The following is a 16,790-nucleotide window of genomic DNA, read 5'->3' on the forward strand; positions in this document are numbered from 1 at the left end:
GAGAAGCGGGACCGGAGGGCCGGGGGGTCCGTCCAGTCCCGCTTTTCGGCGTGCGCTCAGCGGATCTCCACGAGCCGCGCCCCGGCGGGCGTGTCACCGACGGCCACGGCCTCGGCGGGGTCCCGCCCCTCGACCGCGTACGCGCCGGTCGTCGCCTCCGGGACCGCGGCCTCGTCGTCGCCCGGTGTGTCGTCGCACGCGGGGACCGTGGCGGTGCCCAGCTTCTCGCCGACGGTGAAGTCCGCCTTGTCGCTGGGCAGATAGCGCCGGTTCTCGAAGCTCACCACCCCGGCGCAGGAGGGCGCGGCCTCTCCGTCCGAGGACGTGGCGTCGCCGTCCACCGTGCAGCCGACGGCCGCCACCAGCATCGCTACCGTCATGACCAGCCGCGCGTTCGTCATCGGCTTCCTCTCCGCGGGGACCTGTTTACGGTCCTACGACGGAGACGGCACCGAAGTCGTTCGGCCGGGCCGTTCAGGCGGCCGGAGTCGCGGCCGGCCGGCGGCCCGCCGCCGCGGCGGCCAGGCGGCCGAGGGCCTCGTCCTTGTCGCAGCGGTGGGCGCCCAGCGCGGTCTGGCGGGCGATGATCGAACGTTCCAGGCGCATCAGCCGCCAGCCGCGGCGCAGCAGGAACGGCACGGACTTGCGGCCCTCGCGCAGGTCCCGCAGGAACCGGCGACGGAAGGTGCGCACCGGTCCCCGGCTCAGGCACAGCGCGTCGGCCAGCACCCCGAGTTCCCGGCAGCGGGTGACGATCTCGGCGGCGAAGATGCCCTCCGCGATGAACAGCGGGGTCCGGCCCATCTCGACCGCCTCCTCGCCGGTGCGGGCGCTCAGCGAGATGTCGTACACCGGGATCTTCGTACGGCCCGTGCGGCACAGGTCGACGATCGCGGCCACCGCGGTGTCCGCGTCCCACGATCCGGGGTGGTCCCAGTCGATGTCGGAGCTCCCCGCCACCAGCGGCAGCGTCGGGTCGTCGCCCTCCTTGTAGAAGTCGTCGAGCCTGAGGACCGGCAGACCGGAACGGGCCGAGAGAAGGGACTTGCCGGAGCCGGAGGGGCCGCAGAGCAGCACGACTCGCGTCGGTATGGGCGGTTGGGAACTCACGGGACACCAGTGTGAGGCATTCACCCGCTGTTCATCGACCCAGCGGGTTGGCTTTGAAGCGCGCGTCACACCTCAACTACCCTTCGTGTCGACACGATTACCCAGTGCACGAAAAAAGGTGGCAGAAACGATGGCCCGACACGCGAACCCGACCGTCCAGCGCACGCTCACCGCCCTCGCGACCGCGGGTGTCGCTCTCGGCGCCGGCGCCCCGGTGGCAGCCGCGGACGCCGAGCCGCTTGTCGACGTGCTGCACACCCGGCCCACCTCCCTCGGCAACATCGACCCCCAGGCCGGGCTCCGCTCCCTCACCGGGACGGTCGGCTACGTCACCGGACCGGTCGCCGGCCTCAAGCCGAACCCGCTGGCCGGGACGGGCGTGGACCCGCTGGACAACGGGCTGGGGACCCAGCTGGCGGATTTCCAGCCGCTGACGTCCCAGGCGGTGACCGGGCCGGTCGCACAGGCGCAGTCCATCGGGAGCATGCCGGTGGTGGGGCAGGTGGCGGGACTGCTGAGCAACTGAGCCGGACACCCGGCCGCTTCGGCACAGAGCCGCGCCTTCCCCGGACGGGAGGAAGGCGCGGCTCCGCGGTGTCGCGGCTCCGGTGTCAGTACGCGGAACCGGACGCGCCCAGCGACCCCGTCGGGTGCCACACCGTCTTGGTCTCCAGGAACGCCGTCAACCGGTCGATGCCCGGGGTCGCCGTCCAGTCGTCCACAGGCTGTGGACGCAGGACGCGCTTCAGGTTGTCCGCCGCCGCGATCTCCAGCTCCTTGGCGAGGACCTCGTCCGCGCCCGCCAGATCGATCGCGTTGACGTCCTGGTGGGAGGCGAGCGGGGCCGCGATCTCCGCGGTGCGGCCCGAGAGGACGTTGACCACGCCTCCGGGGACGTCCGAGGTGGCCAGGACCTCGGCCAGGGAGAGGGCGGGGAGGGGGGACCTCTCCGAAGCCACCACCACTGCCGTGTTGCCCGTGGCGATCACCGGGGCCAGCACGCTCACCAGGCCCAGGAACGACGACTCCTGCGGGGCCAGGACGGCCACCACGCCCGTCGGCTCGGGGGAGGACAGGTTGAAATAGGGGCCCGCGACCGGGTTGCCGCCGCCCACGACCTGGGCGATCTTGTCGGTCCAGCCCGCGTACCAGACCCAGCGGTCGATGGTCGCCTCGACCTGCTCGGCCGCCTTCGACTTCGACAGGCCCTCGGCGTCGGCCACCTCGTGGACGAACTGCGCCCTGCGGCCCTCCAGCATCTCCGCCACGCGGTAGAGGACCTGGCCGCGGTTGTACGCCGTCGCGCCGGACCAGCCGCCGAACGCCTTGCGCGCGGCCACGACCGCGTCACGGGCGTCCTTGCGGCTCGACTGCGGCGCGTTCGCCAGCCACTTGCCCTTCGAGTCCGTCACCTCGTACACCCGGCCGCTCTCGGAACGCGGGAACTTCCCGCCGACGTACAGCTTGTAGGTCTTGAGCACGGAAAGTCGGTCAGACATCGAGGTACGCCTCCAGGCCGTGGCGGCCGCCCTCGCGGCCGAAGCCCGACTCCTTGTAACCGCCGAACGGCGAGGTCGGGTCGAACTTGTTGAACGTGTTGGACCAGACGACACCGGCGCGGAGCTTGTTGGCCACGGCCAGGATCCGCGAGCCCTTCTCCGTCCAGATGCCCGCCGACAGGCCGTACTGCGTGTTGTTGGCCTTGGCGACGGCCTCGTCCGGGGTGCGGAAGGTGAGGACCGACAGGACCGGGCCGAAGATCTCGTCGCGGGCGATGGTGTGCGCCTGGGTGACGTTCGTGAAGAGCGTCGGGGCGAACCAGTAGCCGGAGGAGGGGAGTTCGCACTCCGGTGACCAGGGCTCGGCGCCCTCGGCCGTGCCCTTCTCGACGAGCGAGGTGATCCGCGAGAGCTGCTCGGCGGAGTTGATCGCGCCGATGTCGGTGTTCTTGTCGAGCGGGTCGCCGAGACGCAGGGTGGACAGCCGGCGCTTGAGCGAGTCCAGCAGCTCGTCCTGGATCGACTCCTGGACGAGGAGGCGGGAGCCCGCGCAGCAGACCTGGCCCTGGTTGAAGAAGATGCCGTTGACGATCCCCTCGACGGCCTGGTCGATCGGGGCGTCGTCGAAGACGATGTTGGCGCCCTTGCCGCCCAGTTCGAGGGTGAGCTTCTTCCGCGACCCGGCGACCGTGCGCGCGATCTCCTTGCCGACGGCGGTGGAGCCGGTGAAGGCCACCTTGTTGACGTCCGGGTGCGCGACCAGCGCGGCCCCTGTGTCGCCGTAGCCCGGAAGGATGTTGACGACACCCCTGGGCAGGCCGGCCTGGCGGCAGATGTCCGCGAAGAACAGGGCGGACAGCGGGGTCGTCTCGGCGGGCTTGAGCACCACCGTGTTGCCGGTCGCCAGCGCCGGGGCGATCTTCCACGCCAGCATCAACAACGGGAAGTTCCACGGGATGACCTGACCGGCGACACCGAGGGGCTTGGGGTTCGTGCCGAAGCCGGCGTGCTCCAGCTTGTCGGCCCAGCCCGCGTAGTAGAAGAAGTGCGCGGCGACCAGCGGGAGGTCCGCGTCGCGGGTCTCCTTGATGGGCTTGCCGTTGTCCAGGGTCTCCAGGACGGCGAGCTCGCGGCTGCGCTCCTGGATGATCCGGGCGATCCGGAACAGGTACTTGGCGCGCTCGCAGCCGGACAGCGCCGACCACTTCTCGAAGGCCTTGCGAGCGGCCAGCACGGCACGGTCGACGTCCGCCTCGCCCGCCTGGGCGATCTCGGACAGGACCTCCTCGGTGGACGGGGAGACGGTCTTGAAGACCCTGCCGTCGGCGGCCTCCACGAACTCGCCGTCGATGAACAGCCCGTAGGAGGGGGCGATGTCGACGACCGAGCGGGATTCGGGTGCCGGGGCGTACTCGAATGCGGATGCGGATGCGGATGCGGATGCCATGGTGATCAGTCCACCGTCACGTAGTCGGGGCCGGAGTAGCGGCCGGTGGCCAGCTTCTGACGCTGCATCAGCAGGTCGTTCAGGAGCGAGGAGGCGCCGAAGCGGAACCAGTGGTTGTCCAGCCAGTCCTCGCCGACGGTCTCGTTGACCAGCACGAGAAACTTGATCGCGTCCTTGGTCGTACGGATGCCGCCCGCCGGCTTCACGCCCACCTGGACGCCGGTCTGCGCGCGGAAGTCGCGCACCGCCTCCAGCATGAGGAGGGTGTTCGACGGCGTGGCGTTGACCGCGACCTTGCCGGTGGACGTCTTGATGAAGTCCGCGCCCGCCAGCATGCCGAGCCAGCTCGCGCGGCGGATGTTGTCGTACGTCGACAGCTCGCCGGTCTCGAAGATGACCTTGAGCCGGGCGTCCGTACCGCAGACCTCGCGCACGGCGACGATCTCGTCGTACACCTTCATGTACCGGCCGGCGAGGAACGCGCCGCGGTCGATGACCATGTCGACCTCCTCGGCACCGGCGGCCACGGCGTCGCGCACGTCGGCCAGCTTCACGTCGAGGGCGGCGCGGCCGGCCGGGAACGCGGTGGCGACCGAGGCGACCTTCACGCCGGAACCGGCGACGGCCTCCTTGGCGACGGTCACCATGTCGGGATAGACGCAGACCGCGGCCGTGGCGGGGGTCGTCCGGTCGGTCGGGTCGGGGCGGACCGCCTTGGCGCCGAGCGCCCGGACCTTGCCCGGGGTGTCCGCGCCTTCCAGCGTCGTGAGGTCGACCATCGAGATGGCGAGGTCGATCGCGTACGCCTTCGCGGTCGTCTTGATGGAACGGGTGCCGAGGGAGGCGGCGCGCGCCTCCAGGCCGACCGCGTCGACGCCGGGCAGCCCGTGGAGGAAGCGGCGCAGCGTGCTGTCGGACGCGGTCACGTCCGTGAGCGGGTGTGCGGCTGATGCAGTGGTGGGCATGGTCACCAGACGAGCATATCTACGCGCGTAGCGGCTGTACACCCCGGCGATCGGGTTCTGCGGGCACCCGCACACGGTCGCGAACCGGCCCGGCGCTTAGGATCGGCCTCATGACGACCGCACCCCCCGAGTCCAGGGACCGCATCTACCGCTCACCCATGGCCTTGATCGGCGGCTTCCTCCTCCTCGTCATCATCGGCTGGCTCGGTATCGACGCCGTCCTCTCCGGCTCCGGCCGCACACCGTGGCTCGCCCTCGCCACGCTGATCCTCGTCGTCCCTCTGGTGGTCGCCTTCACCCTGCGCCCGGCCGTCTTCGCGAACGACGACCGGCTGCGCATCCGCAACCCCTTCCGCGTGATCGTCGTGCCGTGGGGCCAGGTCGAGATGTTCCGCTCCGGCTACTCGAACGAGGTGTTCGTCGAGTCCGGCACCAAGTACCAGCTGTGGTCGATCCCGGTCTCCCTGCGCGGCCGCAAGAAGGCGGCCCGCCAGACCGCCCGGCAGGCGGCCCGGCCGTCCGACGCCCGCGGTTCCGGCCGGGGCCTCGGCCTGTTCGGCGGCGGAATGCAGGCGGACGGCTTCGGCGGCCGCACACCGGTCCCGGAGGGGCCGACCCGGGCCGAGACCGACAAGATCATGGACGAGCTGCGCGAGCTGCTGGAGGCACGGGGGAAGGCGAAGACCTCCCAGGGTGAGGTCACCGTGCGATGGGCGTACGAGATCGTGGGGCCGGCGGTGGCGGGGGCGGTACTGCTGGCGATCCTGGTGGCGGTGGGATAGCGCGTTTCGGGCGCCGTGGGGTGGGGTGCGGTCCTGTAGGGCGGGTGCTTGCGGGCCCGCGCCGTGTACGCCCCCACGGGTGGTCGGGGTTCGGTGGAACCGGCTCGTCGGGGTGCGCGGGGTGAGGAACGGCCTGTCGTGGTGCGGGTGACTACAGCTCCCCAGGGGCGCGGGGAACTGCGCGACCGGCGACGACGTGCCCGCGGCCGCCGTACGACGGCACGTGGCAGTGGAGTTTGCTGTCGGTCGCGTCAGATGGCGGCGCGGTCGGTCGGGGTGCGTGGTGTGGGGGAAGGTCTGTCGTGGCGCGGGTGAGTGCGCTCCTCAGGGGCGCGGGAAACTGCGCGAGCGGTCACGACGTGCCCGCGGCGGCTGTGCGACATTACGTGCGGGGCGGGGACGGTCTGTCGTGGTGCGGGTGACTACAGCTCCCCAGGGGCGCGGGAAACTGCGCGACCGGCCACGACGTGCCCGCGGCGGCTGTACGACATCACGTGGCCGTTGACTGGTCGTGGCTGTTGTTCGGAGGGCGGCCGTCGCTGAGGGGGCAACTGACGGCCGTCTCCTCCTGTGCGGCCGGTGTCGGGGTCAGATGCCGGCCGCCGCCGACAGGTCGCGCTTGATCGCGGTCAGCAGGTCGGTCGCCCGGGCGCGGGCCGCCGGGAGGTCGCCGTGGGTGGCGACCGGGACGACCACCTCCAGGTAGCACTTCAGCTTGGGCTCGGTGCCGCTCGGGCGGACGATGACCCGGGCGCCGTCCAGCGTGTAGCGCAGACCGTCCGTGGGCGGCAGCCTGTCCGTGCCCCGCGTGAGGTCCTCGGCCCGGGTGATGGCCAGGCCCGCGAGCTCGGTCGGCGGGTGCTCGCGGAGCTGCTCCATCGCGCGGGCGATGACCGACAGGTCCTCCACGCGGACGGAGAGCTGGTCCGTGGCGTGCAGGCCGTGGGTCACGGCGAGGTCGTCGAGGAGGTCGGGGAGCGTGCGGTTCTGCTCCTTCAACTCGGAGGCGAGCTCCGTGACGAGGAGGGCCGCGGTGATGCCGTCCTTGTCCCGTACGCCCTCGGGGTCCACGCAGTAGCCGAGGGCCTCCTCGTAGCCGTAGCGCAGGCCGTCCACCCGGGCGATCCACTTGAAGCCGGTGAGGGTCTCCTCGTAGGGGAGGCCCGCCTTCTCGGCGATCCGGCCGAGGAGGGAGGAGGAGACGATCGACTCGGCGAAGGTGCCCCGGGCGCCGCGGGCCACCAGGTGGGCGGCGAGGAGGGCGCCCACCTCGTCGCCCCTCAGCATGCGCCAGGCGCCGTCCTCCTTGACCGCCACCGCGCAGCGGTCCGCGTCGGGGTCGTTGGCGATGATCAGGTCCGGGTCCGTCTCCCGGGCCTTCGCGAAGGCCAGGTCCATCGCGCCGGGCTCTTCCGGGTTGGGGAAGGCGACGGTCGGGAAGTCGGGGTCGGGGTCGGCCTGCTCCACGACGAGCTCCGGCGCGGGGAAGCCGGCCCGGGCGAAGGCGGCGAGGAGGGTGTCCTTGCCGACGCCGTGCATCGCGGTGTAGACGGTGCGGGCGGTACGCGGGGAGTCGGCCGCGAGTACGGCGTCCGTGCGGGCGAGGTAGGCGTCGAGGACGGCGTCGTCGAGGGTCTCCCAGCCGGTGTCGGGGCGCGGGACGTCGTTCAGGCTCACGATCGCGGCGATCTCGGCTGCGATGTCCGCGTCGGCGGGCGGGACGATCTGGGAGCCGTCGCCGAGGTAGACCTTGTAGCCGTTGTCGCGGGGCGGGTTGTGGCTGGCGGTGACCTCCACGCCGGCGACCGCGCCGAGGTGCCTTATGGCGAACGCGAGGACGGGGGTCGGCAGGGGGCGGGGAAGCACCGCCGCCCTGAGGCCCGCGCCGGTCATCACGGCCGCGGTGTCGCGCGCGAAGTCGGCGGACTTGTGGCGGGCGTCGTAGCCGATGACCACGAGGCCGCCGGTGCTGCCCTGCTTCTTGAGGTACGCGGCGAGGCCGGCGGCGGCGCGGATGACGACCGCGCGGTTCATGCGCATCGGTCCGGCGCCGAGTTCGCCCCGCAGGCCGGCGGTGCCGAACTGGAGCGTGCCGCTGAAGCGGGCGGTGAGTTCGCTGACGTCTCCGGCCTCGATGAGCCGCGCGAGCTCGTCGCGGGTGTCCGGGTCGGGGTCCTCGGCGAGCCAGGTTCTGGCCCGGGCGATGAGATCGTCGTGCACGGGTGCCTCCGGCGGTTGGGCGGTTCGTGTGCGGGTGGGGTGGGGGCGGGCGTCTTTTGCGCAGTTCCCCGCGCCCCTGATGCCTGCGGCGCAGCTGCGGGCCCGGTGGGGGCTTGTGCAGCGCTGCGGGTGGGTCGTGGGGTCGGTGCCGGGGTGGGGGGTATCCGTCCTCGGTCCGGCGGCTCGGTCACTCCAACAGTTCTGGATGACGGACGCCGGCCGCTGCGGGCGGACACCCCCACCCCGTCCCCTTCGCGCCGTACGCGGCTTGAGGTGCGTCCACCGTCCCACCCCAGGGGCGCGGGGAACTGCGCGGCCGGCCACGAAGGACCCGCAGCCGCCGCGTTTCCCTCAGATGCGGCCGAGCACCTGCGCCAGCAGGGAACCCATCCGGGTCGCGCTGTCACGGCCCGCCTGGAGGACCTCCTCGTGGTTCAGCGGCTCACCCGTCATTCCCGCGGCGAGGTTCGTCACCAGGGAGATGCCCAGGACCTCTGCGCCCGCCTCACGCGCGGCGATCGCTTCGAGGACGGTCGACATGCCCACCAGGTCCGCGCCGATGACGCGGGCCATGCGGATCTCGGCCGGGGTCTCGTAGTGCGGGCCGGGGAACTGGGCGTAGACGCCCTCTTCCAGGCTGGCGTCGATCTCCTTGCACAGGGCGCGCAGACGGGGGGAGTAGAGGTCGGTCAGGTCGACGAAGTTCGCACCGATGATCGGGGAGGTCGCCGTGAGGTTGATGTGGTCGCTGATCAGGACCGGCTGGCCGGGGCGCATGCCCTCACGCAGGCCGCCGCAGCCGTTGGTGAGGACGATCGTCTTGCAGCCGGCCGCGACCGCGGTGCGCACGCCGTGGGCCACGGCCGCGACGCCCCGGCCCTCGTAGTAGTGGGTGCGGCCGAGGAAGACCAGGGCCCGCTTCGCACCGATCTTGTACGAGCGGATCTTGCCGCCGTGTCCCTCCACCGCCGGCGGCGGGAAACCGGGCAGCTCGGTGACCGGGAACTCGGCGTCGGGGGCGCCGAGGGCGTCCACGGCCGGCGCCCAGCCGGAGCCCATCACGAGGGCGACGTCGTGGGTCTCGGCGCCGGTCAGTTCGCGCAGGCGCGCGGCGGCGGCGTCGGCGGCGGCGTGCGGGTCGCCCTGGATGTCGTCCGGAAGAAGAGATGCGTTCACGCGCATGAGGGTAGCCGGTCTCGGCCTACGCGCGTAGATGACAGAGCTGACGGGATGGCGATCGTTGTCTTGTCGTTTCCAACCAACCGGGTGACCCAGGGTGGCCCGGGTGACGTGTCCGGGTCAGCAGGGGCGTTTGCGGAGTTCCATGACGTAGTCGTGGGGCGCACCCGCGGACTCCGCCGCGTCCGCGATCTCCCCCAGGTAGCGGGCGGAGGGCAGACCGCCCTCGTAACCGTTCAGGACGTACGTCCAGGCATGCTCCTCACCCTCCAGGGTGTGGACCCGCATGCGCGTGCGGCGGTAGATGTCCAGGCCCACGCCTTCCCAGCGGTCCATCGACTCGTCGTCGGCGGGGGCGATCTCGTAGAGCGCCACGAACACCTGGGACAGGGGGTCCTCGACGATCGTCGCGAGCGCGCCCTCCCAGCCCATGTGCTCGCCCCCGAAGGTCAGCCGCCACCCGTTCAGCCACCCCGTGGCGCGCAGCGGCGAGTGCGGGGCGCGGCGGGTCATCAGCCGCGCGTCGAGGTTGCCGGCGTAGGCGGCGTAGAGCGACATGGGTCGAGGGTACGGCAGCCTTCCCCGGTGTCTCTCCCGTAACAGTGGCGTCTCGGGGCGCCCCCCAGGCCGTGGCACCCCGGGTCGTGCGGGACAATGGAGTACGTGACTCGGATCGTGATCATCGGTGGCGGACCCGGCGGATACGAGGCGGCCCTGGTGGCCGCCCAGCTCGGCGCGGAGGTGACCGTCGTCGACTGCGACGGTCTGGGCGGAGCGTCGGTGCTGACCGACTGCGTGCCGTCGAAGACCCTTATCGCTACGGCCGAGGTCATGACGACCTTCGACTCGTCGTACGAGGAACTGGGGATCATCGTCGCCGACGACACCCCACCCCTGGAGCAGGCCGCCCGGGTGGTCGGGGTCGATCTGGGGAAGGTCAACCGGCGTGTGAAGCGGCTCGCTCTCGCCCAGTCCCATGACATCACCGCCTCCGTGACGCGCGCCGGGGCCCGGGTGCTGCGCGGGCGGGGCCGTCTGGAGGGCATGCAGGCCCTCGACGGGTCGCGGAAGGTGGTCGTGCGGGCCGCCGACGGGAGCGAGGAGACGCTCGTCGCGGACGCCGTGCTGATCGCCACCGGCGGTCACCCCCGTGAGCTTCCCGACGCCCAGCCCGACGGTGAGCGCATCCTCAACTGGACCCAGGTCTACGACCTCACCGAGCTGCCGGAAGAGCTCATCGTGGTCGGCTCCGGTGTCACCGGTGCCGAGTTCGCCGGTGCCTACCAGGCGCTCGGCTCCAAGGTGACGCTGGTCTCGTCGCGGGACCGGGTGCTGCCGGGGGAGGACCCGGACGCGGCCGCCGTCCTCGAGGACGTCTTCCGCCGCCGGGGCATGAACGTCATGGCGCGCTCCCGTGCCCAGTCCGCCAAGCGGGTCGGGGACCGCGTCGAGGTCACTCTCGCGGACGGGCGGGTCATCACCGGGTCGCACTGCCTGATGGCCGTGGGCGCCATCCCGAACAGTGCCGGCATGGGGCTGGAGGAAGCGGGCGTCAAGCTGCGCGACTCCGGGCACATCTGGACCGACAAGGTGTCCCGGACGACGGCTCCCGGCGTGTATGCCGCCGGTGACGTGACCGGCGTCTTCGCACTCGCCTCCGTCGCCGCCATGCAGGGACGTATCGCCATGTACCACTTCCTCGGCGACGCGGTGGCCCCGCTCAACCTGAAGACGGTCTCGTCGAACGTCTTCACCGACCCCGAGATCGCCACCGTCGGCTACTCGCAGTCCGACGTGGACGGCGGGAAGATCGACGCCCGGGTCGTGAAGCTGCCGTTGCTCAGGAACCCGCGCGCCAAGATGCAGGGCATCCGCGACGGCTTCGTCAAGATCTTCTGCCGGCCGGGCACCGGGATCGTCGTCGGCGGTGTCGTCGTCGCGCCCCGCGCCTCCGAACTGATCCATCCCATCTCGATCGCGGTCGACAACAATCTGACGGTCGAACAGATCGCGAACGCGTTCACCGTTTACCCCTCCCTTTCGGGCTCGATCGCCGAGGTGGCACGGCAGTTGCACACGCGCAAGGAGACGGGCGGGGCCTGACGGCCGAAAGCGATTCCTGCCTGGTCACAGGGAGTTGCCGACCATTCGCGCGGCATAGGCGGGGGGATTAGGCCCTATACCACTTCCCGCCCTGCTGTGCGAACATCTTCTGCTATTCGGCGCAAACAGCTGAAAGCAGACGGTCGCCCGCGTTACTGTCAGTTTCGTGTTCGCTGCAGAACGTCGCCAATTGATCCTCGAAATGGTGCGAGCCAATGGAGCCGTGTCGCTCCGTGAGCTCGCCCGCGTCGTCCAGACCTCCGAAGTGACCGTACGGCGGGACGTGCGCGCACTGGAGGCAGAAGGACTCCTCGACCGCCGGCATGGCGGTGCGGTATTGCCGGGCGGGTTCACGCGGGAGTCCGGCTTTCCGCAGAAATCGCATCTCGCGACCGCCGAGAAGACGGCCATCGCCGATCTCGCCGCGGGTCTCGTCGAAGAAGGCGAGGCCATTGTGGTGGGGGCGGGTACCACCACACAGGAGCTGGCCCGCCGGCTCGCCCGGGTTCCCGGACTGACCGTCGTGACCAATTCCCTCCTGGTGGCCCAGGCGCTCGCCCACGCCAACCGGGTCGAAGTCGTGATGACGGGCGGCACCCTGCGCGGTTCCAATTACGCCCTGGTGGGTTCGGGGGCGGAACAGTCGCTTCAGGGGCTCCGGGTCTCACGGGCCTTCCTCTCCGGGAGCGGGCTCACCGCCGAGCGCGGCCTTTCCACGTCCAACATGCTGTCGGCGTCCGTGGACCGGGCGCTGGTGCAGGCCGCCGCGGAGGTCGTGGTCCTCGCCGACCACACCAAGCTCGGCACCGACACGATGTTCCAGACCGTGCCGACGGACGTCATCACCCGCCTGGTCACGGACGAGCCCCCGGCCCACGACGACCGGGCCGCCACGGAACTCCAGGCGCTCGCCGACCAGGGGGTGCAGATCGCCGTGGCCGGTGCGTCGGGAGCACCGGGGGGTGATCACGTCCCGGCGCGGCAGCAACAGCGCCGGGACGTGCCCGTCCCGGGCCCCCGCCGCAGCCAGCTCCCGTCGGCGGGCCCCTCGCTGCGAACGGCCACGGCCCTGGGCGAACCGGCTCCGGGAGCGGAGCGGGCGGCCCGGGTGGCGGACCTGCGCCGCCGCTGAGACCCTCGGTGCCGTGGGGGCCCTTGGTCGGATACGTCTCCGGGCGGCTCGCGGAACGGGGGCAGGGCTGCTTGGGGCGGGCGGGGACTGTTCGAGCCGGGGCAGCTCGTCTGGCCGCATGGGGTTGCACCGGCGGTGCGAGGCGTGGTCCGGGACGGCATGCCTCGGGCCCGTGGCCCGAGGGCGGTGCGGAAACTCGTCCGCGTGGCGGCTCCAGAATGGGAGCGCGGGCGTGGGGCTGGTTCGAGGCCGCAGGTGGTCGTGAGCTTCAACGGCCGTGAAGTACAGGTGACTTGAGGCGCGAGGTTGCTCCAGCCGCTGCCGATGCCGAGTCGGCGGCAGCGTTGCCGTGCGGCACGCTCACGGGACGGCCGGATGGTCCGAGGGCCGGTGACGGACTCACGTGTCGGGGCGGCTGCGGGCGTAACCGCGTGCGGTCGGTGTCCCTGACCCGCCTCCGGGCACCCTCAGCTCGACCAGCCCCGGGAACCCCCAGCTCAACCAGCCCTCTGCGCGCCCCCGTCGGTCCTCCGCCCAACCCCGGCATTCCCCGCGCGCCCCTTCACCTGGCGGCTGCACGTCGTACGTTCTTCTCAAGAGGGAGATCTCTGGCGAGAGCGGCGCCGGGAGAGTGGCATGGAGATCAGCGGGGCGGACGCGCGTCGAGTGGTGGAGCTGGGGCGGGAGCTGGCGGACGCCGCCCGGCCGGAGGAGCTGTGGGAGCGGGCGCTGACCGCGGTGATGGGGCTCGTGCCCGCCGACGCCGGGCAGCGGTACCGGCTGCCGCTCGACGGGCGCGGGGTGTTCGTGCTCAACGTGCCCGCCGACTCCTTCCACGCCGACCCGATGGTGATCTACGACCATCCCCTGGACCACCCCTTGACCGACCTGATGCTGGACACCGTCACCCCCGGCGCCTGGCGCGTCAGCGACGTGGCCGGTGAGCGTCAGTGGCGGCGCACCCACTGCTACAACCTCGACTTCCGCCCCTTCGGCCTGCGCCACCACCTCGTCGCGGCCGGGGGGACGGACAACGCGACCGCAGTCGAGGGCTACGCGCTGGTCCGCTCCCGCACCGACTTCACCCCACGCGAACGCGACCTGCTCAGCCTGGCCCAGCTGCAATTCAGCACGTTGGAGACCCAGTTGGCCGAGCGGCAGCGCCTCCTCGCCCTCTCCGCCGCCGCCCTGCGCCTCGCCGAGGGGCACGGCTGCGGAGTCGCGAGCATCGACGCCACCGGCCGCCCCCACCCCCTCAACGCCGTCGCCGCCGAACTCCTCACCGCCCTGCGCGACGACCCACGCCTCACCGCCGAAGCCTCCTTCACCGCCCGCCACATCGAGGTCCGGCACCTCCCCGCCACCCCCGGCCTGCCCGCCCTGCTCCTCCTCCACGACTTGTCCCGTGCCCGCGCCGTGGCCCGGCTGTTCGGCGTCACCGAGCAGGAGCACCGCACCCTCGCCCACCTCCACGACGGCCGTACGCCGACGGAGACGGCCCACCGGATGCGGCTGTCCCCCGCGACCGTGCGCGGCTACATCGCCTCCCTGCACCGCAAGCTGGAGGCCGGCCACACCGCCGCCCTGCTGCGCCGGGGCCGCGACCTGGGCCTCCTCACCGACCGCAGTGACTGGACGGACCACCGAACGGACCGACACGACATGTCGCGACCCCCTCAGAATTGACGGATGGTCACCGGTCGCCCCCCGCCGCTTCACTGGCACAAGGCGCTCCGCACGGGGGCAGACCGCCAAGGGGGACTCCCATGACCACCACACCGGCAGCCACGCCCACCGCCGCCGCCGAGGGCGCCTCGCCCGGCACCGCCCGCCTGCTCGCCGCGATCGCGGCCGGCCTCGGCCCCCTGATGTTCGCGGCGGCGGGCCTCGTGGCGCCGTACGACACGGACGCCTCCAGCAAGGAGATCGCCCGGGACGTGGCCGCGCACCAAGGAGCCACGGAACTGTCCGTGTGGCTGTGGACGGTGGGCACCGTGCTGTTCCTGCCGGGCCTCGTCGGCGTGGCACTGCTCGCCGTGTCCCGCTCGGCCCGGCTGGGCCTGTGGGGCTCGGTCCTCTTCGGCACCGGGCTGATCGCCGTCAACGCCACCCCCAACCTCGACATGGTCGCGCTCGGCGGTTTCGAGAAGGGCGTGAGCCAGGACTCCCTGGTGCGGGTGGCCGACGGTGTCAACGAACTCGCCGTGGTGAACGGCCCGATCCTCTACTTCGTCGCCGCCCACGTCGTCGGCGCGATCCTGCTCGGCGTGGCCCTGCTGCGCGGCCGCGTGGTCCCGCCCTGGGCCGCCTGGCTGCTGATCCTGTCCATGCCGCTCAACGTCGCCGGGTACGTGATCGGAGTCGCGCCCCTGACCGCGCTCTCCTTCGTCATGGCGGCCGTCGGCTTCGTCCTGGCCGGTCTCGCCCTGGTCCGCCACGGCACCGGATGGGCGCGGACCGCGTAGGACCACCGTATCGGGGGACGGGGAAACGAGGCGCCCCGCGGACCGACTGCTCCGGTCCGCGGGGCGCCTCGGGATGCCGTGGGGCAAAGGGCGTACGAGGTGCGCTCAGTCCTTGATCTCGCAGATCGCCGAGCCCGAGGTGATCGACGCGCCGACCTCGGCGGACAGGCCCTTGATGGTGCCTGCCTTGTGCGCGTTGAGCGGCTGTTCCATCTTCATCGCCTCCAGGACGACGACGAGGTCGCCCTCCTTGACCTCTTGGCCCTCCTCGACGGCGATCTTGACGATGGTGCCCTGCATCGGGGAGGCGAGGGTGTCACCGGAGGCGACGGGGCCGGACTTCTTGGCCGCCCGGCGCTTGGGCTTGGCACCCGCGGCGAGGCCGGTGCGGGCCAGGGACATGCCCAGCGAGGAGGGCAGGGAGACCTCCAGGCGCTTGCCGCCGACCTCGACGACGATCGTCTCGCGGTCCGCGTCGTCCTCGGCCTCGGTGTCGGCCGGGGCCGCGAAGGGCTTGATGTCGTTGACGAACTCGGTCTCGATCCAGCGGGTGTGGACCGTGAACGGGTCGCTGGAGCCGGTCAGTTCGGGGGCGAACGCCGGGTCCTTGACGACCACGCGGTGGAAGGGGATGGCAGTGGCCATGCCCTCGACCTGGAACTCCTCCAGGGCGCGGGCGGCGCGCTGGAGGGCCTGCTCGCGGGTGGCGCCGGTGACGATCAGCTTGGCCAGCAGGGAGTCCCAGGCCGGACCGATCACGCTGCCGGCTTCCACGCCCGCGTCCAGGCGCACGCCGGGGCCGGAGGGGGCCTCGAACTTGGTGACGGTGCCGGGGGCGGGCAGGAAGTTGCGGCCCGGGTCCTCGCCGTTGATGCGGAACTCGAAGGAGTGGCCGCGCAGTTCGGGGTCGCCGTAGCCGAGTTCCTCGCCGTCGGCGATGCGGAACATCTCGCGCACCAGGTCGATGCCGGCGACCTCCTCGGTGACCGGGTGCTCGACCTGGAGGCGGGTGTTCACTTCGAGGAAGGAGATGGTGCCGTCCTGGCCGACGAGGAACTCGCAGGTGCCGGCGCCCTCGTAGGAGGCCTCCTTGAGGATGGCCTTGGAGGCCCGGTACAGCTCGGCGACCTGCTCCTCGGAGAGGAAGGGCGCGGGGGCCTCCTCGACCAGCTTCTGGTGGCGGCGCTGGAGGGAGCAGTCACGGGTGGAGACGACGACCACGTTGCCGTGCTTGTCGGCCAGGCACTGGGTCTCCACGTGCCGGGGGCGGTCCAGGTAGCGCTCGACGAAGCACTCGCCGCGGCCGAAGGCGGCCACCGCCTCGCGGACCGCGGAGTCGTACAGCTCGGGGACCTCTTCGAGGGTGCGGGCGACCTTGAGGCCGCGGCCGCCGCCGCCGAAGGCCGCCTTGATGGCGATCGGCAGGCCGTGCTCCTCGGCGAAGGCCACGACCTCGTCCGCGCCGGAGACCGGGTCGGGGGTGCCGGCGACCAGGGGGGCGCCGGCGCGCTGGGCGATGTGCCGGGCGGCGACCTTGTCACCCAGATCGCGGATGGCCTGCGGGGGCGGGCCGATCCAGATCAGACCCGCGTCCAGGACCGCCTGCGCGAACTCGGCGTTCTCGGACAGGAAGCCGTAGCCGGGGTGGATGGCGTCCGCGCCCGACTCACGCGCGGCGCCCAGGACCTTCTCGATGTCCAGGTAGCTGGTGGCCGGGGTGTCACCGCCCAGGGCGAACGCCTCATCCGCGGCGCGGACATGCAGAGCGTCCCGGTCCGGGTCGGCGTACACGGCCACGCTCGCGATACCGGCATCCCGGCAGGCCCGGGCCACGCGGACAGCGATTTCGCCACGGTTGGCGATGAGCACCTTGCGCACGATTGAGGCT

The 16,790-nt window shown here is 71.8% G+C and carries 15 protein-coding genes; 6 read left to right on the top strand and 9 right to left on the bottom strand.

The genetic code is table 11. The features are described 5' to 3' along the window. Positions 1-56: 56 nt before the first annotated feature. Together ABZ098_RS08310 and ABZ098_RS08315 are read right to left on the bottom strand one after the other, a co-directional pair. Complete coding sequence (locus ABZ098_RS08310) at positions 57-401, bottom strand: DUF6281 family protein (protein ID WP_356588475.1); 345 nt, start codon at positions 399-401, stop codon at positions 57-59. A gap of 73 nt (positions 402-474) precedes the next feature. Further along, entirely contained in the window at positions 475-1,134 is a 660-nt protein-coding gene (locus ABZ098_RS08315; RefSeq protein WP_356588477.1) for a uridine kinase, read from the bottom strand. A 106-nt stretch (positions 1,135-1,240) separates the two neighbouring features. Here ABZ098_RS08315 and ABZ098_RS08320 point away from each other — a divergent pair, with 106 nt between their 5' ends. Then, the gene (locus tag ABZ098_RS08320; RefSeq protein ID WP_356588479.1) at positions 1,241-1,636 is read left to right on the top strand and encodes a hypothetical protein; all 396 of its coding nucleotides are present in this window, start codon (positions 1,241-1,243) and stop codon (positions 1,634-1,636) included. Positions 1,637-1,721: 85 nt separating this feature from the next. Here ABZ098_RS08320 and ABZ098_RS08325 read toward each other — a convergent pair whose 3' ends face one another. The 3 genes from ABZ098_RS08325 to deoC are packed head-to-tail and all read right to left on the bottom strand — an operon-like array spanning position 1,722 to position 5,021. Then, entirely contained in the window at positions 1,722-2,609 is an 888-nt protein-coding gene (locus ABZ098_RS08325; RefSeq protein WP_356588481.1) for an aldehyde dehydrogenase family protein, read from the bottom strand. Then, positions 2,602-4,056, bottom strand: coding sequence for an aldehyde dehydrogenase family protein (locus ABZ098_RS08330; RefSeq protein WP_356588483.1), 1,455 nt, complete (start codon positions 4,054-4,056; stop codon positions 2,602-2,604). Before ABZ098_RS08330 ends, ABZ098_RS08325 begins: the two co-directional genes overlap by 8 nt. Before the next feature lie 5 nt (positions 4,057-4,061). Beyond that, entirely contained in the window at positions 4,062-5,021 is a 960-nt protein-coding gene (gene deoC / locus ABZ098_RS08335; protein ID WP_356589361.1) for a deoxyribose-phosphate aldolase, read from the bottom strand. 110 nt (positions 5,022-5,131) lie between these two features. On the opposite strand from deoC, the gene ABZ098_RS08340 reads away from it, so the two are divergent. Further along, complete coding sequence (locus ABZ098_RS08340; protein ID WP_356588485.1) at positions 5,132-5,803, top strand: PH domain-containing protein; 672 nt, start codon at positions 5,132-5,134, stop codon at positions 5,801-5,803. 588 nt (positions 5,804-6,391) lie between these two features. On the opposite strand, the gene ABZ098_RS08345 is transcribed toward ABZ098_RS08340, so the two are convergent. The 3 genes from ABZ098_RS08345 to ABZ098_RS08355 all read right to left on the bottom strand — a co-directional run bounded on the left by ABZ098_RS08345 (position 6,392) and on the right by ABZ098_RS08355 (position 9,760). Continuing rightward, entirely contained in the window at positions 6,392-8,023 is a 1,632-nt protein-coding gene (locus ABZ098_RS08345) for a phospho-sugar mutase (protein ID WP_356588487.1), read from the bottom strand. A gap of 351 nt (positions 8,024-8,374) precedes the next feature. Beyond that, positions 8,375-9,199 (bottom strand): purine-nucleoside phosphorylase, encoded by an 825-nt coding sequence (locus tag ABZ098_RS08350; RefSeq protein ID WP_356588489.1) that lies wholly within the window; start codon positions 9,197-9,199, stop codon positions 8,375-8,377. Between the two features lie 123 nt (positions 9,200-9,322). Further along, the gene (locus ABZ098_RS08355; protein WP_037718810.1) at positions 9,323-9,760 is read right to left on the bottom strand and encodes a gamma-glutamylcyclotransferase; all 438 of its coding nucleotides are present in this window, start codon (positions 9,758-9,760) and stop codon (positions 9,323-9,325) included. Positions 9,761-9,856: 96 nt separating this feature from the next. Here ABZ098_RS08355 and ABZ098_RS08360 point away from each other — a divergent pair, with 96 nt between their 5' ends. The 4 genes from ABZ098_RS08360 to ABZ098_RS08375 all read left to right on the top strand — a co-directional run bounded on the left by ABZ098_RS08360 (position 9,857) and on the right by ABZ098_RS08375 (position 14,902). Continuing rightward, the gene (locus tag ABZ098_RS08360; protein WP_356588491.1) at positions 9,857-11,305 is read left to right on the top strand and encodes an NAD(P)H-quinone dehydrogenase; all 1,449 of its coding nucleotides are present in this window, start codon (positions 9,857-9,859) and stop codon (positions 11,303-11,305) included. A gap of 190 nt (positions 11,306-11,495) precedes the next feature. Next, positions 11,496-12,437 (top strand): DeoR/GlpR family DNA-binding transcription regulator, encoded by a 942-nt coding sequence (locus ABZ098_RS08365; protein WP_356589363.1) that lies wholly within the window; start codon positions 11,496-11,498, stop codon positions 12,435-12,437. A 636-nt stretch (positions 12,438-13,073) separates the two neighbouring features. Further along, on the top strand, positions 13,074-14,123 hold the full coding sequence (locus ABZ098_RS08370; RefSeq protein ID WP_356588493.1) for a helix-turn-helix transcriptional regulator: 1,050 nt from the start codon (positions 13,074-13,076) through the stop codon (positions 14,121-14,123). Between the two features lie 80 nt (positions 14,124-14,203). Then, entirely contained in the window at positions 14,204-14,902 is a 699-nt protein-coding gene (locus ABZ098_RS08375; RefSeq protein WP_356588495.1) for a hypothetical protein, read from the top strand. Between the two features lie 105 nt (positions 14,903-15,007). Here the strand turns inward: ABZ098_RS08375 and ABZ098_RS08380 are convergent, their stop codons facing one another. After that, positions 15,008-16,780 carry a biotin carboxylase N-terminal domain-containing protein gene (locus ABZ098_RS08380; protein WP_356588497.1) on the bottom strand — a complete coding sequence of 591 codons (1,773 nt, stop codon included), beginning with the start codon at positions 16,778-16,780 and terminating at the stop codon, positions 15,008-15,010. Positions 16,781-16,790 lie beyond the last annotated feature (10 nt).

Source organism: Streptomyces sp. NPDC006335 (assembly GCF_040612795.1).
Classification (GTDB): Bacteria; Actinomycetota; Actinomycetes; order Streptomycetales; family Streptomycetaceae; genus Streptomyces.

Excerpts from the sequence above, each read along its gene's own strand:
- ABZ098_RS08340 (WP_356588485.1), top strand. The coding sequence starts at position 5,132 with ATGACGACCGCACCCCCCGAGTCCAGGGACCGCATCTACCGCTCACCC.
- ABZ098_RS08360 (WP_356588491.1), top strand. The coding sequence starts at position 9,857 with ATGGAGTACGTGACTCGGATCGTGATCATCGGTGGCGGACCCGGCGGA.
- ABZ098_RS08325 (WP_356588481.1), bottom strand. The coding sequence starts at position 2,609 with ATGTCTGACCGACTTTCCGTGCTCAAGACCTACAAGCTGTACGTCGGC.
- ABZ098_RS08375 (WP_356588495.1), top strand. The coding sequence starts at position 14,204 with ATGACCACCACACCGGCAGCCACGCCCACCGCCGCCGCCGAGGGCGCC.
- deoC (WP_356589361.1), bottom strand. The coding sequence starts at position 5,021 with ATGCCCACCACTGCATCAGCCGCACACCCGCTCACGGACGTGACCGCG.
- ABZ098_RS08355 (WP_037718810.1), bottom strand. The coding sequence starts at position 9,760 with ATGTCGCTCTACGCCGCCTACGCCGGCAACCTCGACGCGCGGCTGATG.
- ABZ098_RS08320 (WP_356588479.1), top strand. The coding sequence starts at position 1,241 with ATGGCCCGACACGCGAACCCGACCGTCCAGCGCACGCTCACCGCCCTC.
- ABZ098_RS08370 (WP_356588493.1), top strand. The coding sequence starts at position 13,074 with ATGGAGATCAGCGGGGCGGACGCGCGTCGAGTGGTGGAGCTGGGGCGG.
- ABZ098_RS08310 (WP_356588475.1), bottom strand. The coding sequence starts at position 401 with ATGACGAACGCGCGGCTGGTCATGACGGTAGCGATGCTGGTGGCGGCC.
- ABZ098_RS08330 (WP_356588483.1), bottom strand. The coding sequence starts at position 4,056 with ATGGCATCCGCATCCGCATCCGCATCCGCATTCGAGTACGCCCCGGCA.